At 71.2% G+C, this 23,500-nt stretch carries 25 protein-coding genes; 13 read left to right on the top strand and 12 right to left on the bottom strand.

Features of this window, described 5'->3' with window-relative positions; translation table 11 throughout:
- Positions 1 to 193: 193 nt before the first annotated feature.
- From M0L44_RS09900 to M0L44_RS09885, 4 genes are all read right to left on the bottom strand, one after another.
- Positions 194 to 2,263: an aminotransferase class V-fold PLP-dependent enzyme gene (locus tag M0L44_RS09900; protein WP_252769561.1), complete on the bottom strand. Its 2,070-nt coding sequence runs from the start codon at positions 2,261 to 2,263 to the stop codon at positions 194 to 196.
- 153 nt (positions 2,264 to 2,416) lie between these two features.
- Entirely contained in the window at positions 2,417 to 2,707 is a 291-nt protein-coding gene (gene merP, locus M0L44_RS09895) for a mercury resistance system periplasmic binding protein MerP (protein WP_252769560.1), read from the bottom strand.
- Between the two features lie 9 nt (positions 2,708 to 2,716).
- On the bottom strand, positions 2,717 to 3,094 hold the full coding sequence (locus tag M0L44_RS09890; RefSeq protein ID WP_252769559.1) for a mercuric transporter MerT family protein: 378 nt from the start codon (positions 3,092 to 3,094) through the stop codon (positions 2,717 to 2,719).
- Positions 3,095 to 3,111: 17 nt separating this feature from the next.
- Entirely contained in the window at positions 3,112 to 4,224 is a 1,113-nt protein-coding gene (locus tag M0L44_RS09885; protein WP_252769558.1) for a transglutaminase-like domain-containing protein, read from the bottom strand.
- A 47-nt stretch (positions 4,225 to 4,271) separates the two neighbouring features.
- Here M0L44_RS09885 and M0L44_RS09880 point away from each other — a divergent pair, with 47 nt between their 5' ends.
- The 4 genes from M0L44_RS09880 (at position 4,272) to M0L44_RS09865 (ending at position 7,523) form a co-directional block, all read left to right on the top strand.
- Entirely contained in the window at positions 4,272 to 4,874 is a 603-nt protein-coding gene (locus tag M0L44_RS09880; RefSeq protein WP_252769557.1) for a TlpA family protein disulfide reductase, read from the top strand.
- 59 nt (positions 4,875 to 4,933) lie between these two features.
- Positions 4,934 to 5,488 carry a cyclin-dependent kinase inhibitor 3 family protein gene (locus M0L44_RS09875; protein ID WP_252769556.1) on the top strand — a complete coding sequence of 185 codons (555 nt, stop codon included), beginning with the start codon at positions 4,934 to 4,936 and terminating at the stop codon, positions 5,486 to 5,488.
- An 8-nt stretch (positions 5,489 to 5,496) separates the two neighbouring features.
- Entirely contained in the window at positions 5,497 to 6,192 is a 696-nt protein-coding gene (locus tag M0L44_RS09870) for a hypothetical protein (RefSeq protein WP_252769555.1), read from the top strand.
- Positions 6,193 to 6,341: 149 nt separating this feature from the next.
- The gene (locus M0L44_RS09865) at positions 6,342 to 7,523 is read left to right on the top strand and encodes a M48 family metallopeptidase (protein WP_252769554.1); all 1,182 of its coding nucleotides are present in this window, start codon (positions 6,342 to 6,344) and stop codon (positions 7,521 to 7,523) included.
- Positions 7,524 to 7,527: 4 nt separating this feature from the next.
- Here M0L44_RS09865 and M0L44_RS09860 read toward each other — a convergent pair whose 3' ends face one another.
- A complete protein-coding gene (locus tag M0L44_RS09860) occupies positions 7,528 to 8,691 on the bottom strand; it encodes a YbdK family carboxylate-amine ligase (protein WP_252769553.1) in 1,164 nt (387 codons plus the stop codon).
- Between the two features lie 34 nt (positions 8,692 to 8,725).
- A complete protein-coding gene (locus M0L44_RS09855; protein WP_252769552.1) occupies positions 8,726 to 9,538 on the bottom strand; it encodes a gamma-glutamyl-gamma-aminobutyrate hydrolase family protein in 813 nt (270 codons plus the stop codon).
- A 169-nt stretch (positions 9,539 to 9,707) separates the two neighbouring features.
- Here M0L44_RS09855 and M0L44_RS09850 point away from each other — a divergent pair, with 169 nt between their 5' ends.
- Positions 9,708 to 10,346 carry a glutathione S-transferase family protein gene (locus M0L44_RS09850; protein ID WP_252769551.1) on the top strand — a complete coding sequence of 213 codons (639 nt, stop codon included), beginning with the start codon at positions 9,708 to 9,710 and terminating at the stop codon, positions 10,344 to 10,346.
- A 4-nt stretch (positions 10,347 to 10,350) separates the two neighbouring features.
- Here the strand turns inward: M0L44_RS09850 and M0L44_RS09845 are convergent, their stop codons facing one another.
- Both M0L44_RS09845 and M0L44_RS09840 read right to left on the bottom strand, forming a co-directional pair.
- Positions 10,351 to 10,734, bottom strand: coding sequence for a thioredoxin family protein (locus M0L44_RS09845; protein WP_252769550.1), 384 nt, complete (start codon positions 10,732 to 10,734; stop codon positions 10,351 to 10,353).
- Between the two features lie 14 nt (positions 10,735 to 10,748).
- A complete protein-coding gene (locus M0L44_RS09840; protein WP_252769549.1) occupies positions 10,749 to 11,192 on the bottom strand; it encodes a hypothetical protein in 444 nt (147 codons plus the stop codon).
- A gap of 239 nt (positions 11,193 to 11,431) precedes the next feature.
- Here M0L44_RS09840 and M0L44_RS09835 point away from each other — a divergent pair, with 239 nt between their 5' ends.
- On the top strand, positions 11,432 to 11,995 hold the full coding sequence (locus M0L44_RS09835) for a flavodoxin (RefSeq protein ID WP_252769548.1): 564 nt from the start codon (positions 11,432 to 11,434) through the stop codon (positions 11,993 to 11,995).
- Between the two features lie 390 nt (positions 11,996 to 12,385).
- Here the strand turns inward: M0L44_RS09835 and M0L44_RS09830 are convergent, their stop codons facing one another.
- Both M0L44_RS09830 and M0L44_RS09825 read right to left on the bottom strand, forming a co-directional pair.
- Positions 12,386 to 13,582: a pyridoxal phosphate-dependent aminotransferase gene (locus M0L44_RS09830; RefSeq protein ID WP_252769547.1), complete on the bottom strand. Its 1,197-nt coding sequence runs from the start codon at positions 13,580 to 13,582 to the stop codon at positions 12,386 to 12,388.
- Between the two features lie 77 nt (positions 13,583 to 13,659).
- Positions 13,660 to 14,532 carry a LysR family transcriptional regulator gene (locus M0L44_RS09825; protein WP_252769546.1) on the bottom strand — a complete coding sequence of 291 codons (873 nt, stop codon included), beginning with the start codon at positions 14,530 to 14,532 and terminating at the stop codon, positions 13,660 to 13,662.
- 143 nt (positions 14,533 to 14,675) lie between these two features.
- On the opposite strand from M0L44_RS09825, the gene M0L44_RS09820 reads away from it, so the two are divergent.
- From M0L44_RS09820 to M0L44_RS09790, 7 genes are all read left to right on the top strand, one after another.
- Entirely contained in the window at positions 14,676 to 15,239 is a 564-nt protein-coding gene (locus tag M0L44_RS09820) for a PCC domain-containing protein (RefSeq protein ID WP_252769545.1), read from the top strand.
- On the top strand, positions 15,232 to 15,657 hold the full coding sequence (locus tag M0L44_RS09815) for a PPC domain-containing DNA-binding protein (protein WP_252769544.1): 426 nt from the start codon (positions 15,232 to 15,234) through the stop codon (positions 15,655 to 15,657). The genes M0L44_RS09820 and M0L44_RS09815 overlap by 8 nt, the downstream gene beginning before the upstream one ends.
- A 12-nt stretch (positions 15,658 to 15,669) precedes the next feature.
- Positions 15,670 to 16,470 (top strand): SDR family NAD(P)-dependent oxidoreductase, encoded by an 801-nt coding sequence (locus M0L44_RS09810; protein ID WP_252769543.1) that lies wholly within the window; start codon positions 15,670 to 15,672, stop codon positions 16,468 to 16,470.
- A 20-nt stretch (positions 16,471 to 16,490) separates the two neighbouring features.
- Positions 16,491 to 17,660 (top strand): acetyl-CoA acetyltransferase, encoded by a 1,170-nt coding sequence (locus tag M0L44_RS09805; RefSeq protein ID WP_252769542.1) that lies wholly within the window; start codon positions 16,491 to 16,493, stop codon positions 17,658 to 17,660.
- A complete protein-coding gene (locus tag M0L44_RS09800) occupies positions 17,657 to 19,246 on the top strand; it encodes an acyl-CoA synthetase (RefSeq protein ID WP_252769541.1) in 1,590 nt (529 codons plus the stop codon). The genes M0L44_RS09805 and M0L44_RS09800 overlap by 4 nt, the downstream gene beginning before the upstream one ends.
- Before the next feature lie 70 nt (positions 19,247 to 19,316).
- Positions 19,317 to 20,342, top strand: a complete 1,026-nt coding sequence (locus tag M0L44_RS09795) for a TRAP transporter substrate-binding protein (protein ID WP_252769540.1) — start codon at positions 19,317 to 19,319, stop codon at positions 20,340 to 20,342.
- On the top strand, positions 20,339 to 22,237 hold the full coding sequence (locus M0L44_RS09790) for a TRAP transporter large permease (RefSeq protein WP_252769539.1): 1,899 nt from the start codon (positions 20,339 to 20,341) through the stop codon (positions 22,235 to 22,237). Before M0L44_RS09795 ends, M0L44_RS09790 begins: the two co-directional genes overlap by 4 nt.
- 19 nt (positions 22,238 to 22,256) lie before the next feature.
- On the opposite strand, the gene M0L44_RS09785 is transcribed toward M0L44_RS09790, so the two are convergent.
- Both M0L44_RS09785 and M0L44_RS09780 read right to left on the bottom strand, forming a co-directional pair.
- Complete coding sequence (locus M0L44_RS09785) at positions 22,257 to 22,703, bottom strand: nuclear transport factor 2 family protein (RefSeq protein WP_252769538.1); 447 nt, start codon at positions 22,701 to 22,703, stop codon at positions 22,257 to 22,259.
- 4 nt (positions 22,704 to 22,707) lie between these two features.
- On the bottom strand, positions 22,708 to 23,499 hold the full coding sequence (locus tag M0L44_RS09780) for an SDR family NAD(P)-dependent oxidoreductase (protein WP_252769537.1): 792 nt from the start codon (positions 23,497 to 23,499) through the stop codon (positions 22,708 to 22,710).
- Between the last annotated feature and the right edge of the window lies 1 nt (position 23,500).

Raw genomic sequence — 23,500 nt, 5'->3', positions numbered from 1 at the left:
AGTGCTTCGGGTCCTTGCCTGCAGCTCCGACGGCAAAGGGATGGGGGTGGACAGCTGCGCGTCAGGCCGGAGGGCGTCCTGGTCGACCGAGTGGCCCCTGGGCGCCGCGGCCATGCACACCGGGGCCATCAGAACAGTGGCAAGCGGGCGAAGGGGGGGGCGAGGCTTCATCGCATTCCGGTCATGGGTGGAATCAACGTTCTGCTGCCCACTCCGCCGACGTCAGCAGCGCCACCCCTCCCGCCAGGCTCCAGACCCGGCCATGGCCCAGGCGGCGCAGCAGCCGTGCGGCCTGGGCGCTGCGCTGGCCGCTGCGGCAGATGAACAACAGAGGCTGGTGGATCATCTCCCCGTCCACCCGGCTGACCGCTCCCTCCGGCAGCACGTTGAGCAACTGGCTCAGCGGCAGAGCCTGGCGCGGCAGGCTCAGACTCGCCAGGCGGTCGTCGTCCCAGCCTTGTTCGTGGGCTTCGCGCACGTCCACCAGTGTCAGCCCGGGGTGCTGTTGGGCCAGGTCGGGCAGATCGGCGGCGTGCTGCACCAGGCCCTGCACCGGTGCGGCGGCGGGCGGGCGGGTGGGGTGGGCCATGTGGCCGGCCGGGTCCCGGTGTGGCAGGCACAGCGTCTCGGGTGTCAGCCAGGCGGCCAGGGAGGCATCCACGCCGGTGTCGAGTGCGGTGTCCGTCAGCCGATCTCCCACAAAAGCGAAGGGCAGGCGCCCCAGGGCGTCGCGCAGCACATAGCCCCGGCACTCTGGCAGGCGCAGCAGCTGGCGCGGGCCCAGGGCGATGGCGTCCTCGCCCAGCGGCCAGCCCTGGACATCCACCTCTTCGTGCGGACGCAGGGCCGGCGGCAGGGCCGCGCGCAGGGCCTGGGCGGCCGCCCCCGCCACGGGCTCGGGCCGGCGGCTGGTGTGCAGCATGGCGCTCAGGCGCAGCCCCTGGCTGCGCAGCTGCCGGGCCAGGCGCTCGGCCAGGGCCGGCAGGGGGTCGATGACCACCGCGCGCTGGCTGGCGGCGTCGCTCAGCAGGTAGCAGCAGGCCCCCTCGGCACTGAAGCGGGTGATGCCGTCCTGTCGGCGGACGGGCGGGTGCTGGCTGCCATGCAGGCCGTGGGCGCGCAGGGCCTCGCCGCAGGCGCGGATGCGTTCGCAGGCCGCGTCGATGAAGGCATCGTCGGCCAGCGGCCCGAAAGACAGGCGGATGGCCGAGCCGGTCTGCCAGGCGGGCAGGCCCATGGCCTCCAGCACGAAGCTGGGGGCGGCCTGGGCGGCGCTGCAGGCCGAGCCGCCGCTGACGCGCACGCCCGCGGCGTCGAACAGATCCAGCAGCAGGCGCGAGGCCACGCCGGGGACCGAGAAGTTCAGCGTGGTGGGCAGGCTGAGCGCGGCCGGGGCGTTGAAGACCAGGCCGGGAAAGGCCTCGCTCAGCGCCTCCGCCAGGCGCGCACGGTGCTGGGCCAGCGCTGCAGGGGAGGCGAAGGTGTGGCCGTCTTCCAGCGCGGCCAGCACCGCGCCCAGGGCGGCCACGCCGGCCATGTTCTCGGTGCCCGAGCGCAGACCGCCTTCCTGCCCGCCGCCGGCCATCAGCGGGGTGAAGGGGGCGCCTTCGCGCACATAGAGCAGGCCGATGCCCTTGGGCGCGTAGAGCTTGTGGCCGGAGAACGGCGCGTAGTCGATGGGCCGCTTGGCCAGGCGCAGGTCCAGCTTGCCCAGGCCCTGCACGCCGTCCACCAGCCACAGGGCCGGGCTGTCGGCCAGCGCGGCTTCGATGCCGTCCAGATCGCTGATGACGCCGCTTTCGTTGTTGGCAGCCATGGTGCAGACCAGGCCGGCGCGGCCCGCATGCCGGCGCAGCCAGTCCAGCTCGTGGCGCCCCTGCGGGTCCACCGGGATGGGGGCGACCACCAGGCCCAGGTCCAGCAGCCGGTTCCAGTGGTGCAGCGCGGCCGGCACCGCCTTGTGTTCGGTGGCGCCGTAGAGCAGGCAGTCCACATCGTCCCGGCCACGCAGGCTCACCAGCGCCGAGAGCACGGCTGTCTGGATGCCTTCGGTGGCGCCGCTGGTGAACAGCAGCTGTCCGGTCGGGGCGCCCAGCACGCGACGGGCGCGGGCGCGGGTGTCGTCCAGCAGGGCATGGGCGCGCAGGCCGGTGGCGTGGGTGCTGCTGGGGTTGCCGAACTGCTCGCTCATGCAGGCCCGCGCTGCGGCCTGGGCGGCGGGCAGCACCGGGGTGGTGGCGTTGGCGTCGAGGTAGATCTCCATGGGCTGGAGATTCTGGTCAGACCCGCCCGGGAGAAATTGCTGTTCTGGACCTGAGAATGCGTCGCATGGAGAAGAAATATCTCCGATATAGACGGCTCAGGGTAGAAAATTCCAAACAATCCGATATTCAGGGAATCCTGAATCTGGATGGGCTCACTGCTCGTCGGCCTTGAACGACGGGTAGCCCACGCCCTCGGTGGCGTGCATCAGCGCCGCCACATCGGTCTGGGTGTCGTCGTAGCTGACCTTGGCGGTGCGCTTGTTGTAGCTCACCACGGCCTTGCTGACGCCCGGCACCTTCATCAGCGCCACGCGGATGGTGATGGGGCAGGTGGCGCAGTCCATGGTGGGCACGTTGAGCGTGACCTGTCGCTGGGCGGCCCAGCCGGGGGTAGCCAGGGCCAGCGCGGCCAGGGCGCCGGTCAGGGTGAGCAGGGGCTTCATGCGGGGCTTTCAGTAGAACCAGGGCGCCACCAGCGGCAGCAGCAGGGGCACGGCGGTGAGCAGGGCCACCACCCAGAACCAGCGGCGCAGGCCGCGGCGGGTCTGGCCGCAGGCCGGGTCGTCCACTGCGCAGCTCTCGTCCTGGGCAGGGCGGCGGTAGATCTGCCAGGCGGCCAGGCCCAGGGCGAGCAGGGCGCCGCCCAGCAGCCAGGGCGACCAGGGCTCCAGCACCCGCAGCTGACCGATCCAGGCGCCGGAGACGCCCAGCAGGGCCAGGGCCAGCGGGGCCACGCAGCAGCCCGAGGCCAGCAGTGCCGCCAGCCCGGCGGCCAGCAGCGCCCCCAGGCCGCGGGCCGGGGGCGTGGCAGGAAGGCCCTGGCTCACCATCGCGGCGCGCCGCCCGTTCAGGCGGTGATCTCCTTGGCGGTGATCTGGTAGACGAAGGTGTCCGGGGCGTAGGGGTCGCGGGCGCCTTCGGCCGTCTCGGCCTGCGGGTACATGAAGAAGGCCAGCTTGCCCTTCTTGGCGCCGGGCAGGGTGAGGTCGGCGGCGCTGCTGTAGCCCATCCAGTTGCCTTCCCAGCTGCCGAACAGGGCGCGGCGCACCGGGGTGACGATGGGGTGGGCCGGGTCCTTGATCCACTCGGGGGTTTCCTGGCGCATCACCTTGGTGACGTCGGCCGGGTCCATGGCCACCCAGCCGTGGCCCTTCAGGTAGACCTCGGAGCGGCAGTGCTGCGCGCCCTTCAGGCTGGCGGGGTTGCCGCCCAGTTCACGGTAGCCGAAGGCGCTGGGCACCAGGCGGATGCCGTAGATGTCGCGCGCGGGGATGCCGACCGCGCGGCACAGGCCCACGAACAGGGCGTTGATGTCAGCGCACTTGCCCGAGAGGTTGCCGCTTTCCAGCATGGCGCGGATGTCGCCCACGCCGCAGCCGCGCACCTTGGGGTCGCGGTAGGAGCTGACGATCACCCAGTCGTAGATGCGCTGGACCTTCTCGCGGTCGGTGCGGGTGCCGGCCACGATCTGCTGGGCCACCTTGCGCACGATGCCGTCCACCGGAATCAGGTCGCTGGGCTGCACCCAGCGGTGCAGCTCGGCCGGCTCCACGGCTTCGGTGGCTTTGGCCTGCCAGTCCACGCCGCGGTTCTGCGTCTGCACCCGGGTCACCAGGGTGATGCTGGGCTGGGCCACGGCGGCGTCATAGCTGGCGGTCAGGATCTTGGCGCCGGTGTCGCCGTCGGTGCTCATCTGCACCTTGCCGGCGTTGTCGGTCCAGTGCACGTCCAGCGTGCGCTGCCAGCCGTTGTCCAGCGAGGGCACGGGCAGCCACACGGTCGACGGACCCTTGGCATCCTTGAGCGTCACGGTGGTGGTCACGTCAAAGGTGCGCCAGCCCTGGGGCCGGGGATCGAAGTGACGCTCGGCCTCCTCGGCGCGCAGGGCGGGCACGCCCGCGAGCAGCATGGACGCAGAGGCCGATTGGAGGAGGCTGCGCCTCGACAGGCGGGTGGGCATGGGCAAGAGATCCTGTGAGATGGCGTGAAAGAGGCAAAATTTTAGCGATGAAGGCTTCTCCCTCCCGTGAACCCTGTGCTCCGCTGGACCGGGATGCGCCCGACCGCGGCCGGCGCCAGGGCCTGGTGGCTGTCTCGGCGTCCATGGCGCTGACCGCGCTGGGGGCGGTGGGGGCCGCCACGCCCCGGCCGGCGCAGGCAACCACCATGTTGCGCAAGGACTGGTCCCGCCAGCGGCGCACTCCGGCGGTGGACTTGCCACTGCTGGGCGGGGGCCGCTGGACCCTGGTCAGCGCCCGCGGCGAGGCGGTGCTGCTGCACTTCTGGGCCACCTGGTGCGAGCCCTGCCGTGAAGAGCTGCCGCAGCTGGCCGCCATGGCCCGGCGCGCGCGCGCCCGCGGCCTGCAGCTGATGACGGTGGACTACCGCGAGCCGGCCAGCACCGTGCGCAGCTTCCTGGCCCCCCTGGGCCTGGACCTGCCAGTGGCGCTAGACGACGAGGGCGCGGTGGCCAAGGCCTTCGAGGCCCGGGTGTTCCCTTGCACGGTGGGCATCGACCGCACCGGCTGGGCCCGCTTCCAGCTGATGGGGGCGGTGGACTGGGCCGGGGCCGAGGGGCAGGCGGTGGTGGACGAACTGCTGCGCGCCTGAGCCAGACTGCGCCGCTGGGCCAATGCGCAGGCCGCGCTGACGCGGTGGCACGATGGGGCATGACCGTCGTGCGCACCAGCCACAGCCACCCGCTGCAGATCGCCGAAGTGCAGGCCGGGCCGTCCTGGGGCCGCATCGGCATCACCTTCTGCCCCGGCAAGCACGACCATGCCGCGGCCACCGGCGCCTGGGCCCGCGACCTGGGCGTGGACCTGGACGCCATCGCCGCCTGGGGCGCGCAGCTGGTGCTGACCCTGGTGGAGCCCGAGGAACTCACGGCCCTGCGCGTGCCGCGCCTGGGGCTGGAGGTGCAGCGGCGCGGCCTGCGCTGGCTGCATCTGCCCATCGCGGACTTCGGGGTGCCGGCCGAGCCCTTCGAGCGGGCCTGGGTGGCGCAGGGGGCCGAGATCCGGGCCCTGCTGCGCGCTGGGGGCGATGTGCTGGTGCACTGCAAGGGCGGCCTGGGCCGCGCCGGCATGGTGGCCGCGCGACTGCTGGTGGAACTGGGCTGGGCGCCGGACGAGGCCATCCGCGCGGTGCGCCGGGTGCGCCGCGGCGCCATCGAGACCCCGGGTCAGCTGGCCCTGGTGCGCCGCACCCTGCCTCAGCCCTGAGGCCTGCCATGACCCTGCACGACGAGGACCGTGCGCTGCTGGACACCGCGGCGATGCAGCGGGTGGGCGGCGCCTTGGGCAGCCACCCGGCGGGACTTTATGAAGATGCCCGGGGCCGGCGCTGGTACGTCAAGACTGTGGAGTCTCCCGACCACGCGCGCAACGAGTGGCTGGCTGCCCAGCTCTACGCCCTGGCCGGCGCGCCCACCCTGCATTACCACCGCTGCCGCGCGCCGGACCAGGTGGCCACCGCCTGGCAGCCGCTGCAGCGCAGCCGCCTGTCCCAGTTCAGCGAGGCCGAGCGCGTCCAGGCCCGCCACTGGCTGGGCGTGCATGCCTGGCTGGCCAACTGGGACGCTGCCGGCTTCGAGGGCGACAACCAGGGTGTGGCCGCCGACGGCACGGTGCTGACGCTGGACGTGGGCGGCGCACTCCGCTACCGGGCCCAGGGCGACCCCAAGGGCGCGGCCTTCGGCACCCGCGTGGAGGAGCTGGACCGGCTGCGCCAGGAGCCCGACAACCCGCATGCCCGCCGTCTTTTCGGGCCCATGGATGCCGCGGCGCTGCGCGCCGCCATCATGGTGGTGACGGCGCTGCCCGCAGCCATGGTGCGGGCCTGTGTGCTGCGCCACGGTGGCTCGCCCGGGCTGGCCCAGCGTCTGCTGGACCGCCAGGCCGACATGGCCCGGCGCATCGCCGGCTGAGGCCACGCATCGTCAGCCTGGAGGAGCCGGCCCCCACGTTCGAGGGTGGGTGGCCCCGTCAAGGTCGGATGGGCCGATGGCAACATCCGCCGCGCCCGGTCACCGGGTGTTTCAAACAGTCAAATTTCCAAACTGGCGAGGGAGTGGTCATGCAGGATTGGACGGACCCCAAGGAGCGGTCCCTGGGCGCGGTGGCGCTGGTCATCGGGATGCTGGTGTGGCTCGGCCTGGTGCTGGGCACGTTCGGGATCGCCCTGGCGGTGCTGGCGGTGGGCTATCTCATCTACCTGTTCGCGCAGTCGGCGTTGATCGCCCACATCCGTGGCCATGGCGTGGCGCTGTCCGAGAACCAGATGCCGGACCTGTGGGCCGATGTGCAGGCCTGTTGCGAGACCCTGCGCATGCCCCGTTGCCCCGAGGTCTATGTCCTCAACGGCAACGGCGTGCTCAACGCCTTCACCACCCAGTTCCTGGGGCGTCCGTTCGTGGTGCTGTTTTCCGACGTGGTGGACGCCATGAAGGGCCATTCCGATGGCGTGCGCTTCTACCTGGGGCATGAGCTGGGCCACCTGAAGAAGCGCCACCTCACTGGCCACTTCCTGCGCTGGCCCGCGCTGTGGCTGCCCCTGCTGGGGGCGGCCTATTCACGGGCCACGGAGCGCACCTGCGACCGCCATGGCGCGGCCTGCTGCGCCACCACCGAGGGTGCCGCGCGGGCCCTGGTCGCCCTGGCGGCCGGACGTGAACGTTGGGCCGGTCTGAACCTGACGGCCTTTGCCGAACAGGCGCGCCGCACCCGCGGCTTCTGGGCCTCCTTCCATGGTCTGGTGGCCGCCTACCCTTGGACGACCTTCCGCGTGCTGAAGGTGCAGGATGCCTCGGCCCGCATGCCCGCGCGCAACCCGCTGGCCTATCTGCTGGCGCTGTGCGTGCCCCATGCCGGGCGGGCCGGGGCCGGCTTCGGCTTCCTGATGCTGGTGTACTTCCTGGGCGTGGCCGCGGCGGTGGGGCTGCCGGCCTACAAGGACTACCAGGCCCGGCAGGTCCTGAACGTGGCCTATGCGGAGTCCGAGGTGGCCCGCCAGGCCCTGACCGCTTACTTCGACGCGCACCACGAGGTGCCGGAATCGCTGGAAGCCGCAGGCGCGCCCACGCAGACCCGGCATGGCGCCGGTCTGGAGCTGGACACCGACCAGATGGTGCTGACCGTCAGCACGCCCGAGGGCGCCCTGGTGTTCACGCCCCGGCTGGACGCCCAGCGCCGTCTGTTCTGGAAGTGCTCGGCGGCCGAGGGCACGCTGGTGGCCCGCGTGCCGCCGGCCTGCCGCTGATCCCTCAGGCCGGGGCCAGCTGCGCGCACAGCGCGGCGGAGTAGGCCGCCAGCGTGTCGGCCGCGGGCGCCGTGCCATCGGGCAGTGCGCCGTCGGGGCTGAGGTGGCGCCACAGGGCGCGCATGCGGGCATGGTCCTCCTGCGTGCCCTCACCGGCCCGCCAGGCGGCGGCCAGGCGGTCCAGGGCCTGTCGGTCCATGGGGGTGGGCAGTTGCCGCGCCATCTGATCGGACAGGGCCAGGGCCCAGGCGCGGGCGTTCACCCAGTCGCCAAGCACCGGGTCGAACAGCCGGGCCTGCAGCCCGTCGCGGCAGGCCAGGAAGCGGCTGACCTTGGCTTCGGTGACATGGCAGCGCGGCTGCGGCAGCGCCAGCTGCCCGTTGAGCGCCAGGCCGGCCAGCGCGCGGGTCCAGGCGGCCAGGTCCACCGCCCGGTCCACGTTCAGCGGCGTGTCAAACACCCGCACCTCCACCGTGCCGAACTCGGGCTTGGGCCGCACGTCCCAGTAGATGTCCTTGAGCGACTCGGCGATGCCGGTGTCGCACAGCTCCCGCACCAGAGCGCAGAAGTGGGCCCAGTCCCGCAGCGGGGGCAGCGGCCCGCCGTGCGGGTAGATGAGCGGCTCCAGCGGGCGGCAGGCGGCAAAGCCCGAGTCGCCGTGCTGCAGAAAGGGCGAGGCCGCGGACAGGGCGATGAGCAGCGGTGTGTGGGCCTGCAGCACATTGGCCACCCGCACCGCGCTCTCGGCGTCGGGCATGCCCACGTGCACGTGCATGCCGTAGGTGGAGAAGCGCTTGGGCAGGAAGCCGAAGCGCTGGTCCAGCACCTGCGCCCGGTTGGTGGGCGACAGCACCCGCTCGTTCCAGAACTGGGCCACGTGCGTGCCCCCGCCGCGCAGGGCCAGCCCCAGTGTCCCGGCCGCGGCCTGGGCCTGGGTCACCAGGGCGTGCACCTCCTGGCGCAGCGATTCGGCCGCCTGGTGCACCGAGGCATTGAGCTCGATGGTGGCCTGCGTGGCCTCCAGCGCGAAGTGCCGGCCGGTCGGGCTGGCCTGCAGCGCCTCCCACAGGGCCGAGCCCGAGGGGGAGAGCTGGCCGGTGGTGGCCGAGACCAGCTGCAGTTCCAGCTCCAGACCGAGGCTGAGGGTTTCGGAAGCGGCAAAGCGCATGGCGGTCTCCTTCTTGTTCTCGGGGGCCACAGGCTCAGCCGCTGCGCCGGCCCTGGCGCTGGGCGCAGGCCTGCAGGAAGTCGCGCAGCAGCGGTTGGTCGTCGAAGGGGCTGTCGCCACCCCGGGTGGGAAATTCGGGGTGCCACTGCACCCCGGCGATGTAGCTGCCCTCGTGGCAGCTGATGGCTTCGATGGTCTGGTCTTCCAGGCTGCGCGCGCCCACCTCGAAGCCCGGCGCCAGGCGCTGGATGGCCTGGTGGTGGATGCTGTTGACCCAGGTGCGGCGCAGACCGGGGTACACCCGAGCCAGCCAGGAGCCGGGTTCGATGTCCACCGGGTGGTGGTTGCGTTCGTAGATGCCCGGGGCGAAGTGGGTCACCGTCGGCCCGTGCTGGGTGGTCAGGTCCTGGAACAGGCTGCCGCCGAAGGCCACGTTGAGGATCTGCAGCCCGCGGCAGATGCCGAAGACCGGCTTGCGTGCCGCCACGAAGGCATGGATCAGCGCCACCTCGTACTGGTCGCGCACCGCGTCGCCGGCCCACTCGGGCCGCAGGGGCTTCTCGCCATAGCTCTGCGGCGCCACGTCGGCCCCGCCCTGCAGCACCAGCCCATCGAGCGCCGCCGCGTAGGCCTCCAGCTGCAGGGCCTTGCGCGACTGCAGGCTGCCCGAGGCCACCGCCGGCACCATCACCGGCACCGCGTCCTGGGTCATCAGCCACAGGGCCACCGACTGTTCCAGGTAGTGCAGCGTCTTGGTCCACACGCCACCCAGGTCCAGCACCGGGCTGTCGGGGTGGTAGATGCGGGCGGAGACACCGATCAGCAGAGGGGCCGGGGGCTGGGCCATGGGGATTCGACAAAAGGCAGTTCGGGCCTGTCATTGTTCGGCGCTGCCCCGGCGCGCCGTGTAGGACGGGCGCCCGCCGCCGCGTCCGCCAAGATGCCTTTCTCCAGCACCGCGCTCGGGCTTGCGCGGCCCCCGCGCGCTGCGGCGGCCCGCTGCCTACCATCGCCCGATGCTGACCTTCTTCATGACGCCGGGCTCCTGCTCCACCGGCATCCACATCCTGCTGGAGGCGCTGGAGCTGCCCTTCCAGGTGACGGTGCTGAACCTGCCGGCGGGCGACCACCGCCAGCCGGCCTACCTGGCGCTCAACCCCAAGGGCAGCATTCCCGCGTTGCAACTGGACGACGGCCGCGTGCTGACCGAGTTCGGCGCCATCGCCCACTGGCTGGCCCGGCGTGTGCCGCGGGCCCAGCTGCTGCCCGACGATGCGGCGGCCGCGGCCGCACTGATCGGCCGGCTGGATTACGCGGTGGGCACCGTGCACGGCCAGGGCTGGACCCGTGTCTTCACGCCAGAGGCCTACCTGCCGGCCGGCCTGGAGGAGGCCGAATCGCGGCGCTGGACCGAGGCCATCCAGGCCCGAGGCCGAGAGATTGTGCAGGCCGGCTTTGCCGTGCTGGAGCAGGCGCTGGCGGCCGAGAGCCTGGAACGCCGGCTGAACCTGGCCGATGCCGCGCTGTTCTACGTCTTCTTCTGGGCCGAGCACACTGGCCTGCCGCTGCCGCCGCACTGCGCGGCCCACCTGGCCTGGATGCGCCGCATGCCGGTGGTGCAGCAGGTGCTGGCCGAGGAGGGCTATCGGCGCTGAGCGTTCAGTGGTCGATGGCGTCGAGGTCGCCCTCGGCTGCGGCGATCTCGGCGCGCAGCTCATCCATGTCGATCAGCCGGGCCTGCTCCAGCACCTGCTGCAGCTGGGCCTCCGACAAGACGCCGCTCTGGCGGAAGACCAGGATCTGCTCGCGGATGACCATCAGCGTGGGCACCGAGCGGATCTCGAAGGCCTCGGCCAGATCGGCCTGCGCATCGCTGTCGATCTTGCCGAAGAGCATGTCCGGGTGCCGCTGCGCGGCCGCCTCGAACACCGGCGCGAACTGGCGACAGGGCGCGCACCAGGTGGCCCAGAAGTCCAGCACCACGAGGGGATGGGCCTGCAGCGTGGCTGAGAAGTTGTCCTCGTTGAGGTCCAGCACAGACATGGCGGGCTCCCGGCTCAGGCCCGATGGCCCGCGCCACCGACGATCAGGTTGAACACCTCGCGCACCAGGGCCAGCTCCACCGGCGGGTAGCCGCGCAGCGCCGAGATGGGCTTGAACACGCCGCCGGCGGCCTCCAGGGCCGCGGCCGGGGGCTCGAAGGCGGTGCAGCGCAGCAGGTGCACGCGGATCTCGCCTTCGGCGGTCTGCAGGCCCTGGTCGTAGTCAGGGGCCCAGACCAGCTCGCTGTCGGGCAGGGCCAGCGCCTGGGCCATGGCCTGGCGGACGGCTTCGCCGTTGCGTGGCAGGCTCACGGGCCCCAGCGCGGCGCCCTCGGGCAAGGCGCTGGGCCAGAGCAGGCAGCGTTCGGGCCAGCAGGCGAAGTTCAGCGCGGCGCTGTAGCTGTCGAAGTGGCAGAGGATGGCCCGAAAGGGCGCGGGCGCGGTGGCGTCGGTGGGCATGGCCCCTCCTGTGGTGACGCTGCATCCTAGGCGGCGCGGCGCGGCGCTGCGGCTGGCCCGGCACTTGCCCGAGAGAATCGCACAGGTTCATCGCACGTCCGGTGGGTCATCGGGTGGGTCAGCGGATGAGCCTGCACGCTTCTTGCGGTGTTTGCACAGCCTGTCCTGGGATGTCGCATTGCCGACATTCCGGCCGCGCCTTTGTCCCATGCAGCACCTTTCATGCAGGAGCCCGCCCCATGCAGCAGATCGGCATCTTCTTCGGCACCGAGACGGGCACCACCCGTCTGGTGGCCAAGAAAATCCAGGCCCGACTGGGCGAGGCCATCGCCGCCAAGCCGCTCAACGTCAACCGCATCGAGCCGGCGCAGCTGCTGGCCCATGACGCGCTGATTCTGGGCACGCCCAGCTATGGCGTGGGCCAGATCCCCGGCCACAGCGCGGGCTGCCTGGAATCGAACTGGGAGGAGTTCCTGGCCAAGATGCCGGCCGATGTGAGCCTGCGCGGCAAGCGCATCGCGCTGTTCGGCCTGGGCGCGCAGGAGCGCTATGCCGAGCGATTCGCCAGCTCGCTGCGCCGGCTGCACGACGTGCTGCAGGGCTGGGGCGCCGAGATCATCGGTGGCTGGCCCACCGAGGGCTACACCTTCGAGCAATCGGCCGCGTTGGTGGAGGGCCGCTTCGTCGGCCTGGTGATCGACCAGCGCACCCAGGGCATGTTGACGGACGCTCGGCTCGACGCCTGGGTGGACCAGGTGCGGCCGCTGCTGCTGGAACGCCTGCAGCAGCCCCAGGCCGCCTGAGCGCCATGCCCGGCCGGCCGCAGGGGCCCCAGGCGGGGCCGGATGCCGACGACTACCTGCGCCTGTTCGACCGCTGGGATGCGGCGGCGGGGGCCGGGCAGCCCCGCTGGCGGGACTTCGGCGATGTCTACCAGGCGGCCGAGGACGAGCGCTACCGCCTGCTGTTTGAGCAGGTTTGCCATCTGCTGGTCCAGTCCTCGGCCTTCAACCAGGCCATGCCGCAGGAATTCCGCGTCACGGCCCGCCAGTGGCTGGCGGGCGACGCCGCCACCCTGGCCCACATGGGCGAGGTGCAGAACCGGCACTTCATGCTCAGCGATCTGCACGACTATGCGCACCTGAGCCGGGCCACCGGCGCCGGCTGGCGCCGAACGCGGGTTCGCGCGAAGGTCAGCCCGGCCGGTGCCGGGCCACGAAGCTGGCCAGCCGGTCCACGCCGGCCAGCAGCTTCTGCGGGTCGCTCACCGCATGGCACCAGCGCAGCCAGCCATCGCCCTCGGGGCCGAAGGCCGCGCCCGGGGCCAGGCCCAGGCCCACCTCGGCCACCAGGCGCTTGGCCAGGTCCAGCGAATCGGCAAAGCCGTCCAGGCGGAAGAAGGCGTACATCGCGCCACCGGCCTCGGGCACCTCCACGCCGGGCAGGGCGCGCAGCGCCTCGCTCAGCACGCGCCGGGTGCTCTGCAGCTCGGTGCGCAGGCGGGCCACGTCGGGCTCGCCCTGCGCCAGCGCGGCCACGGCGGCGCGCTGCACTGGCTCGAAGACGCAGGAGAAGTTGTATTCGATCAGCTTGGCCAGGTCGTCGGCCAGCACCTCGGGCACCACCATCCAGCCGGCGCGCCAGCCGGTCATGCGCCAGGCCTTGGAGAAGCTGTTGACCGAGACGATGCGGTCACCCGCTTCGTAGCGGCGCAGGAAGGACGGGGCCGAAGCCCGGGCCGGGTCGTAGACCAGGCGCTCGTACACATCGTCGCTCAGCACCCAGATGCCGTGCCGCCGGCAATGGGCCAGCAGGGCGTCCACCTGGGCCTCCTCGATGGTCCAGCCGGTGGGGTTGCTCGGCGAGTTGACGATCAGCAGCCGGGTCTCGGGCGTCAGCGCGGCCAGCAGGCGGTCCAGGTCCAGGTGCCAGCGGCCTTCGGTGGACGACAGCGGCACCCGCACCACCTCGGCGCCCAGCACCCGCGGCATCTCGCAGATGTTGGGCCACAGCGGCGTGACGGCCACCACCCGGTCGCCGGGCGAGAGCAGCAGCTGCATCGTCACCATCAGGCCGGTGTCGCCCGAGGCCACGACGCCGACGCGGGCGGCGTCCATCGGTTGGCCATGCAGGCGCCCCAGGTAGGCCGCGATGGCCTCGCGCAGATAGGGCCGGCCCAGGTTCTGGCTGTAGAAGGTCTCGCCCGCGTCCAGCGACTGCACCGCCGCCGCGCGGATGTAGTCGGCGGTGGGCTGGTCCGACTCGCCGAACCAGAAGGGCAGCACGTCGGACCGGCCCATGGCGCTGTTGGCCACCTCGCGGATGAGCGAGCCGGCCAGCTGGTGGACGGCAGGACGGGCCTGGACGGGAAGGCGGGGGGCAGCGGACATGGACGGGGCCTGCAGGAGATGGCGATGGCCCATTCTTGCAGGCCGGGCGCCGGGCGGCAGGGCGATGGCCGCGGCCCTCAGTGGGGCAGGTAGGCCATGAAGGCCTGCAGCAGCGGTGAACGGTCGTCTCGCCGCCAGAAGGCGCAGGTCTCGACGAAGGTCTTCTCGCCCAACATTGGGCGGTACACCACCCCTTCGCGCCGCAGGGCCATCACGCTGGCGGGCACCAGGGCCACGCCGATGCCACCGGCCACCAGGCTGACGATGGTGTGCATCTGCCGGGCCGGGAACAGGCGTGGGCTGAAGCCGTGGCGCATGCAGGTGGCGACGATGGCGTCGAACATCAGCGGGCCGTAATAGCGCTCGAAGCCCAGGAAGTGCTCCTCGGCCAGCTCGGTGATGTCGATGCTCTTGCGTGAGGCCAGGCGGTGGTGGGCGGGCAGGGCCACCACCAGCGGTTCGCGCAACACCGTCTGCCGCGCCAGCGCCTCGGGCTGTTCGGGGGTGAGGAAGCCGAAGCCCAGGTCCAGGCGGCCTTGCTGCAGGTCCTCCAGGATGCGGTCGGTCGTGCCTTCCTGCAGCGCCACCTTCACCCGCGGGTAATCCTCGGTGAAGCGGCGCAGCGAGGGCGGGAGGAAGGCATAGGCCGCCAGGCTGATGAAGCCCACGGTCAGTGCGCCGACCTGGCCCTCAGCGGTATCGCGGGCCCGACGCTTCAGGGCCTCGGAGGAGGCCAGCGCGGCCCGGGCGTCCTGCAGCATCTCTTCCCCCACGCGGGTCAGCGCAATGCGGCGCGAGGTGCGCTCGAACAGCGTCACGCCCAGCTCGCCCTCCAGCTCCTTGATGGCCAGGCTCACCGGGGGTTGGGACAGGTGCAGGCGCTCGGCCGCACGGCCGAAGTGCAGCTCTTCGGCCACGGCCACGAAACAGCGCAGGTGACGCAGGTCCATTCATTTGCTCCGCAAATCGATCCTTCCGTAATCTAAATTTCCGCAAATCGCTGTCCATTCGTAGAGTTCCTAAAACGCCCGGTTCCGGTGGTGACCCCACCCACCCCAAGGCGACGTTGCCAAGAGCACACAGGAGACACGACATGCCAGAGCGATTCGCGGCGCTACCCCGGCCGCGCACCCTCGTTCACCCCGGCCCGTTCCGGGCCTCCCGCATCGATGCGATGCATGCCCCCCACGGCCGCCATTTCCGGCTGTCGGTGGGCTCGGGACCATCCCTGTACGAGGCCTTGGTCGAGGGACTGGCCGCCCATCAGGTCACCAGCGCGTCGATGACCCTGATCGGTGGCCGCTTCGATCTGCTGACCTTCTGTTTTGCCGGTGAGGACCGCTCGGGCCAGGCCCTGGTGCGCTACAGCGCGCCGATGGTCACCGAGTCCGCCCAGTTCGTCTTCGGCAACGCCACCCTGGGCAAGACGGCCGCAGGCCGGCCCATCGTCCACTGCCATGCGGTGTTCCGCGGCGGGGATGGCCGCATGCTGGGTGGCCATCTGCTGACCGAGCGCTGCCGCGTCGGCACGGCACCGATGACGGTGCTGGCCACCTCGCTGGAGGGCTTCGAGCTGCGGGTGGACGTGGATGCCGAGACCCGCACGCCGCTGCTGCACCCGCTGTCCGCCACCGTGTCGGAGGTGGCCCATGTCTGAGTGCCGCCTGGTCGAAGCCGGTCAGATGGGCCGTGTGGCCTACGGCCGCATCTCCCCCAACGAGGACCTGGTGCAGAGCGTCGAGAAGCTGTGTCTGGCCCAGGGCTTTCGCAACGCCTTCGTGCGCGGCGCGCTGGGCAGCCTGGTTGACGCCTGCATGGAGCAGCACGACGGCAGTGCCCTGGTGGTGCGGGGCCCGGCGGTGGAAATCGTCAGCCTGGCCGGCGAGGTGCGGGCCCAGACCGACGGCAGCCTGCGCGCGGCGCTCACGGGTGTCGTGTCGGACACCCAGGGCCAGGTCTACGGCGGGCCCTTCGTGGCCGGCGCCAACCCCATTTGCGTCACTTTCGAGGTCACTCTCGAAGAGTGGCTTCCTGCCGAGGGCGCCGTGACCGCCCCACCCCTTGAGAACACATGAACGGAGACATCCATGCCTGTTGACAACACACATCCGCCGGTTGCCGTCGTGACCGGTGCGGCCCGCGGGATCGGCCTGGCCATCGCGCAGTGGTTCCTGGCCCACGGCCACCGCGTGGCCCTGCTGGACCGCGACGCCGCCACCCTGGACACCGCCGTGACCACCCTGGGCCATGGCGACGCGGTGCTGGCCCTGCATTGCGACGTGTCAGACCCCGCCCAGGTGGAGTCCGCCGCCCAGGCGGTGCAGGCCCGCTTCGGCCGGGTGGACGCGCTGGTCAACAACGCCGGCGTGGCCATCTTCAAGCCGGTGCAGCAGACCAGCTTTGCCGAGTGGCGCGAGGTGATGGGCACCAACCTGGATGGCGCCTTTCTCTGCAGCCAGGCCTTTGGCGCGCTGATGTCCAAGGAGCAGGGCGGGGCCATCGTCAACATCGCCTCCATCTCGGCGCTGCGGGCCAGCACCCTGCGCGTGGCCTACGGCACCAGCAAGGCGGCCCTGGTGCACCTGACCAAGCAGCTGGCGGTGGAGTTCGGCAACGCCGGTATCCGCGTCAACACCGTCTGCCCCGGGCCGGTGGAGACCGAGATGGCCAAGCTGGTTCATAGCGTGGCCATCCGCTCGGACTACTACGACGCGATCCCGCTGGGCCGCTACGGCACGGTGGAGGAGATCGCCGAGGCGGTGGGCTTTCTCTGCAGTGCGCAGGCCGCCTTTGTCAACGGCCAGTTCCTGGCGGTGGATGGTGGCTTCGATGCTGCCGGCGTGGGCCTGCCCACGCTGCGCCGCACCCAGGCCCAGGCCGCCTGCTGACGTCATTCGGGGAGACACCCATGCGCAATGCTTCCTACATCGTCGGCTGGGGCCACACGCCCTTCGGCAAACTCGATCAGGCCGACAGCGAACAGCTGATCCGTGAAGCCGCCAGCGCCGCGCTGGAAACCGCCGGCCTGGCCCCGGCCGACATCGACGGCATCTTCGTCGGCCACTTCAATGGCGGCTTCCTGCCGCAGGACTTCAGTGCGGCCCTGGTGGCCATGGCCATCCCGGCGCTGCGGCATGTGCCCGCGGTGCGGTTGGAGAACGCCTGCGCCACCGGTTCGGCCGCCATCTGGGCCGCGCTGGATGCCGTGCAGTCCGGCCGCGTGAAGCGTGCGCTGGTGGTGGGCTTCGAGCGCATGAACACATTGCCCACCGCCCAGGTGGGCGACGTGCTGCTCAAGTGCTCCTATGTGAAAGAGGAAGCCAGCACGCCCGCGGGCTTTGCGGGCATCTTCGGTCAGATCGCCCAGGCCTACTTCGAGCGCTATGGCGACCAGAGCGATGCGCTGGCCACCATCTCGGCGAAGAACCACGCCCATGGCATGCGCAATCCGTATGCCCACATGCGGCGCGACCTCGGCTTCGACTTCTGCCGCCAGCCGTCCGAGAAGAACCCTTTCGTGGCCGGTCCGCTCAAGCGCTCGGACTGCTCGCTGGTGTCCGACGGCGCGGCCGCGCTGGTGATCTCGGCGGAGCCGCTGGGCGGTGCGTCGGTGGCGCCGGTCCGGTGGCGCGCCCGCGCCCAGGTCAACGAGTACCTGCCGCTCTCGCGCCGCGACCCCACCCGCTTCGAGGGGGCGGCACTCGCCTGGCAGCAGGGCCTGGTCCAGGCCGGCCTGGGGTTGGACGATCTGGACTTCGTCGAGACGCACGACTGCTTCACCATGGCCGAACTGCTGCAGTACGAGGCCATGGGCCTGGCACCGCAGGGGCAGGGGGCCCGCGTGGCCCTGGACGGCGTGACCGCCCGCGACGGCCGCCTGCCGGTCAACCTCTCCGGCGGGCTCAAGTCCCGCGGCCACCCCATCGGGGCCACCGGGGTGTCCCAGCACGTGATGGCGGCCATGCAGCTCAGCGGCCGCGCCGGCGACATGCAGAAGGCCGACGCCCGCATCGGGGCCGTCTTCAACATGGGCGGCGCCGCGGTGACCAACTACCTCAGCGTGCTGGAGGCGGTATGAGTCAGGCCCAGGTGATGAACCTCGCCACGCTGCTGTCGCAGACCGCGGCGCAGTTTCCGGATCGGCCTGGCCTGATCCAGGGCGCCGTCTGGTGGAGCTGGCGCGAGATCAACGCCCGCGTGGATGCGATGGTGGCGGCACTGCGCGCGCTGGGCGTGCAGCAGGGCGACAAGCTGCTGGTCCAGTCGCGCAACAACCGGGCGCTGTTCGAGAGCTGCTGGGTGGCCTTCCGCCTCGGGGCCGTCTGGGTGCCCACCAACTTCCGGCTGACGCCGGCCGAGGTGGCCTACCTGGGCAGTTCCAGCGAGGCCACGGTGATGCTGGCCGAGGACTGCTTCCCCGGCCATGTGGACGCGGTGCGCGCGGCCTCTTCCGGCCTGCGCCATGTGGTCACCATCGGCCAGCCGCGCGCCGGTGAACTGTCCTACGAGGATCTGGTGCGCACCCACCTGGGCGCGCCCACGGCGCCGGCCACCGTCACGGCCGATCAGCCGCTCTGGTACTTCTACACCTCGGGCACCACCGGTCGGCCCAAGGCGGCCATGCTCACGCACGGCCAGATGGCTTTCATCGTGACCAACCACCTGGCCGACCTGGTGCCGGGCCTGACCGAAGAGGACACCACCATCACCGTGGCCCCGCTGTCGCACGGTGCCGGCATCCATGCCCTGCTGAACGTGGCGCGCGGTGGCGCCAATGTGCTCTTGCCCAGCGAGAAGCTGGATCCCGCGGTGTTCTGGCGCCTGGTGGAGCAGCACCGGGTCACCCACCTCTTCACCGTGCCCACCATCGTCAAGATGCTGGTGGAGGACCCGGCCGTGGACCAGGTGGACCACAGCGCGCTGCGTTACGTCATCTATGCCGGCGCGCCGATGTACCGCGCTGACCAGCGTCTGGCGCTGCAGAAGCTCGGCCCGGTGCTGGTGCAGTACTACGGCCTGGGCGAGGTGACCGGCTGCATCACGGTGCTGCCGCCCGCCATGCATGCGGTCGATGACGCAGACGCCCATGCCCATGTCGGCTCCTGCGGCCGCCCGCGTACCGGCATGGAGGTGGCCATCCTCGATGCCGCGGGCCAGCCGGTGCCGGCGGGCACGGTGGGCGAGATCTGCTGCCGCGGGCCGGGCGTGTTCGCCGGCTATTTCAACAACCCTGAGGCCACCGCCAAGGCCCTGCGGGGAGGCTGGTTCCACACCGGCGACCTGGGCCGTCTGGACGCGCGCGGCCTGCTCTACATCACCGGTCGCGAGTCGGACATGTACATCTCCGGTGGCTCCAATGTGTACCCGCGCGAGGTCGAGGAGGTGCTGCTCACCCACCCGGGCGTGGCCGAGGTGGCGGTGCTGGGCGTGCCCGACCCCAAGTGGGGCGAGATCGGCGTGGCTGTGGTGGTGCGCCGCGCAGAAGCCCTGGACGCCGAGGCTCTGCTGGCCCACCTGGAGGGCCGCTGCGCCAAGTACCGCTGGCCCCGCCAATTCTTTTTCTGGGAGGCCTTGCCCCGCTCCGGCTACGGCAAGGTCACGAAGAACGACATCCGCAGGCAGCTCGTTGCACGCGGAGAGATCGAGGATCCCGCCATGACCTGATGACCCCCAGGGACAGGCCACACACACGGACCTTCAGAGTCCGGCCCTTCCAACAACTCGGAGACAAACCATGACCCTCACCCGTCGCCAGGTGCTGCAAACCGCAGCCGCCGCCTCTGCCGCATCCGCCCTGACCGTGGGCCCCTGGACCGTGGCCCGCGCCGCCAAGGCAGAGTTCAGCTACAAGTACGCCAACAACCTGCCGGTCACCCACCCGATGAACATCCGCGCCAAGGAAATGGCCGCGGCCATCCTGGAGGAGACCAAGGGCCGGGTGGAGATCCAGATCTTCCCGTCCAGCCAGCTCGGCAGCGACACCGACATGCTCAGTCAGCTGCGCTCGGGTGGCGTGGAGTTCTTCACCCTGTCCGGCCTGATCCTGTCCACCCTGGTGCCGGCGGCCGCCATCACCGGCGTGGGTTTCGCCTTCCCTGACTACGACGCCGTGTGGAAGGCGCTGGACGGTGAGCTGGGCGCCTATGTGCGCGGCCAGATCAACAAGGCCAACCTGGTGGTCATGGACCGCATCTGGGACAACGGTTTCCGTCAGATCACATCGTCGACCAAGCCGATGAACACCGCGGCCGACCTCAACAACTTCAAGATCCGCGTGCCGGTCTCGCCGATGTGGACCTCGATGTTCAAGGGCCTGGGCGCGGCGCCCACCTCGATCAACTTCGCCGAGGTCTACTCGGCGCTGCAGACCAAGGTGGTCGATGGTCAGGAGAACCCGCTGGCCATCATCGACACCGCCAAGCTCTACGAGGTGCAGAAGTACTGCGCGATGACCAACCACATGTGGGACGGCTTCTGGTTCCTGGGCAACCGGCGGGCCTGGGAGAAGCTGCCGCCCGACCTGCGCGCGGTGGTGGCCAAGCACATCAATGCCGCCGGCATGAAGCAGCGCGCCGACGTGGCGAGCATGAACGCCTCGCTGATGAAGTCCCTGGGTGAGCGCGGGCTGAGCTTCAGCCAGGCGCAGACGGCCACCTTCCGCGAGAGCCTGAAGAAGGCCGGCTTCTATGCCGAGTGGAAGGCCAAATTCGGTGCCGACGCCTGGGCCATCCTGGAGCGTTCGGTCGGGAGCCTGACATGAGCTGGGCGGCGCATTCGGTTCCGGTGGCCCACGGGGTTGCCTCCGAGGCGCCGCCCGCCCATGCCGGCGCGCAAGCCCTGCTCAGGGCCTGCGAGCGTGGCCTGGGCAGGTTGGTCGACGGCGCGGCGGGCCTGCTGGTGCTGGCGGACATCGGGGTGCTGCTGGCGGGCGTGATCGCCCGTTTCGTGCTGCACCAGCCGCTGGTCTGGTCGGACGAGCTGGCCTCCATGCTGTTCATCTGGCTGGCCATGCTGGGCGCGGTGATCGCCCTGCGACGCGGCGAGCACATGCGCATGACCGCGCTGCTCTCCCGCGCAGCGCCCCACCGACGGCCGCTGTTCGAGGCCCTGGCCCTGTGCGCGGCCCTGGCCTTCCTGGCCATGGTCATCGGCCCGGCCTGGGAATATGCCTCCGAGGAACAGTACATCACCACCCCGGCGCTGGAGGTCTCCAACCTCTGGCGCGCGGCCGCGCTGCCCACCGGCATCGCGCTGATGATGGTGTTCGCGGCCCTGCGCCTGCTGCGCGAAAGCCCCTGGCGGGCGGCGGCCAGTGCCGTTGCCGTGGTCGGCGTGGTGGTGGGCGCATTCTGGCTGGGCGGCAGCCTGTTCGAGGACCTGGGGCGCTGGAACCTGCTGATCTTCTTCGTCGGGGTCGGCGCGGGCTGCGTGTTCGCGGGCATTCCCATCGCTTTCGCCTTTGGCCTGGCCACCTTCGGCTACCTGGCCCTTGGCACGACCACGGCACTGCCGGTCATTGTCGGCCGCATGGACGAGGGCATGTCGCACCTCATCCTGCTGGCGGTTCCGCTCTTCGTGTTTCTGGGCCTGCTGATCGAGATGACCGGCATGGCCAAGGCCATGGTGGGCTTCCTGGCCGGGCTGCTGGGCCATGTGCGCGGCGGCCTGTCCTATGTGCTGATCGGCGCGATGTACCTGGTCTCGGGCATCTCGGGCTCCAAGGCGGCGGACATGGCGGCGGTGGCACCGGCGCTGTTTCCCGAGATGAAGGAGCGCGGGGCCAAGGAGGGCGAGCTCGTGGCCCTGCTGGCTGCCACGGGGGCGCAGACCGAGACCGTGCCGCCCAGCCTGGTGCTGATCACCATCGGCTCGGTCACGGGGGTGTCGATCGCCGCCCTGTTCACCGGGGGCCTGCTGCCCGCCCTGGTGCTGGGGCTGGTGCTGTGCGCCGTGGTCTGGCGGCGCTATCGCCACGAAGACCTGAGTGGCGTGAAGAAGACGCCCTGGACCGAGGTGGCCCGCCTGGGGGCCATCGCCCTGCCGGCGCTGGCGCTGCCCTTCGTCATCCGCGCTGCGGTGGTGGAGGGTGTGGCCACCGCCACCGAAGTCTCGACCCTCGGCATCGCCTATGCGGTGTTGGCCGGCCTGCTGGTCTACCGGCAGTTCGACTGGCGGCGCATCGGTCCCATGCTCGTGGCCACGGCCTCGCTGTCCGGTGCCATCCTGCTGATCATCGGCACGGCCACCGCCATGGCCTGGGGCCTGACCCAGTCGGGCTTTTCCGGCGCGCTGGCCCAGGCCATGGGCTCACTGCCCGGCGGGGCCCCGATGTTCATGGCCGTGTCCGTCGTGATCTTCGTCATCCTGGGCTCGGTGCTGGAAGGCATTCCCGCGGTGGTGCTGTTCGGCCCGCTGTTGTTCCCCATCGCCCGTGCGCTGGGCATCCATGAGGTGCACTATGCGATGGTGGTGGTGCTGTCCATGGGCCTGGGCCTGTTCGCGCCGCCGCTGGGGGTGGGCTACTACGCCGCCTGTGCCATCGGCCGGGTGCACCCTGACGAGGGCATCCGCCCGATGCTGGGCTATGCGTTGGCGCTGCTGGTCGGCACCATCGTCGTGGCGGCGCTGCCCTGGCTGTCCATCGGCTTTCTCTGAGGGCGGGGGCGCCCCGCCTTCAGGCGGGCGTGCCCAGCCGCCGCTGCAGCGCCCGCATCAGCACGCCCAGCAGCGGCAGCTTGGCGTACAGCTCCTCGGCGGCGTCCCAGTAGTCGCGGTGCACCGAGACCCGGCCGTCCGGGGTGTAGAGCAGGTGGCTGGCACCGCGGATGGTCCAGCGCTCGGGCTGGCCGCGGCGGGCGAAGTGGAAGTCCCAGGTCAGGAAGGCGTCGTTGCCTTCCGTCACCGCCACCCGCACCTCGAAGCGTGGGGCGGCCAGGGCCTGGAACATGTGGGCGAAGATGCGGCCGATGGCGGCCTGGCCGCGCACCTCGTTGAAGGGATCCTTGAACAGGGCCTCGTCGTCGTAGAGCGCCAGCAGGTCTGGCACGGTGTCGGGCCGCAGGGCCTCGTAGGCGGCTACCAGGCGGGCGGTGCGGGGATCGGTGATGGGACGCGGGGGCATCGGTTCAGACTCCGGTGGCCCGACGCACCAGGGCGAAGTACCAGGCGTCGGGCAGGCCGCGCAGCAGCCGCACCCAGCGGGTGAAGCGGCGCGGGAAGTTCATCTCGAAGCGGCCCTGGGCCCAGCCCTGCAGCATGGCCTCGGCAGCCTGTTCGGGCGTGATCAGCGCCGGCATGCGAAAGGCGTTCTGCGCGGTCAGCGGCGTCTCGACGAAACCCGGGTTGACGATGGACACGCCCAGGCCGCGCGGGCGCAGGTCCAGGTACAGGCTCTCGGCCAGGTTGTTCAGCGCCGCCTTGGTGGGCCCGTAGGCCAGTGACATGGGCAGGCCGCGGTAGCCGGCCACGCTGCCCACCAGGCTGAGGTGGCCGCGGCCGGCCGACAGCAGCAGGGGCAGCACCGCATCCAGCAGGTGCAGGGCGCCCTGGTAGTTCACCGCCAGGTGGCGCTGCATCTCGGCCAGGTCGAAGGCGGTGGCGCTCTGGGCCTTGTAGTGGCCGGCGCAGAACAGCACCAGGGCCGGCGCACCGCCAGCGGCCTCGGCCACCCGCGCGGCGGCCTGTTGCACGGCGTCGGCATCGGTCACGTCCAGCGGCAGGGCCAGGCTGCCCGGATGGGCCCGGGCGAAGTCCTGCAGCGCGGCGGCCTGCCGGGCCGAGACGATGACCCGCGCGCCGCGCCGGTGCAGGGCCTCGGCCAGTGCGCGGCCGATGCCCGAGGAGGCGCCCACCAGCCAGACCCAGCGTCCGGCCCAGTCGGTGATGCGGGGGTTCAGGTCCCGTCCCAGCCAGCCCATG

It is taken from the genome of Ideonella oryzae (assembly GCF_024055665.1).
Lineage (GTDB): Bacteria > Pseudomonadota > Gammaproteobacteria > Burkholderiales > Burkholderiaceae_C > Ideonella > Ideonella oryzae.
This window is presented reverse-complemented; position numbering and strand designations above follow the sequence as displayed.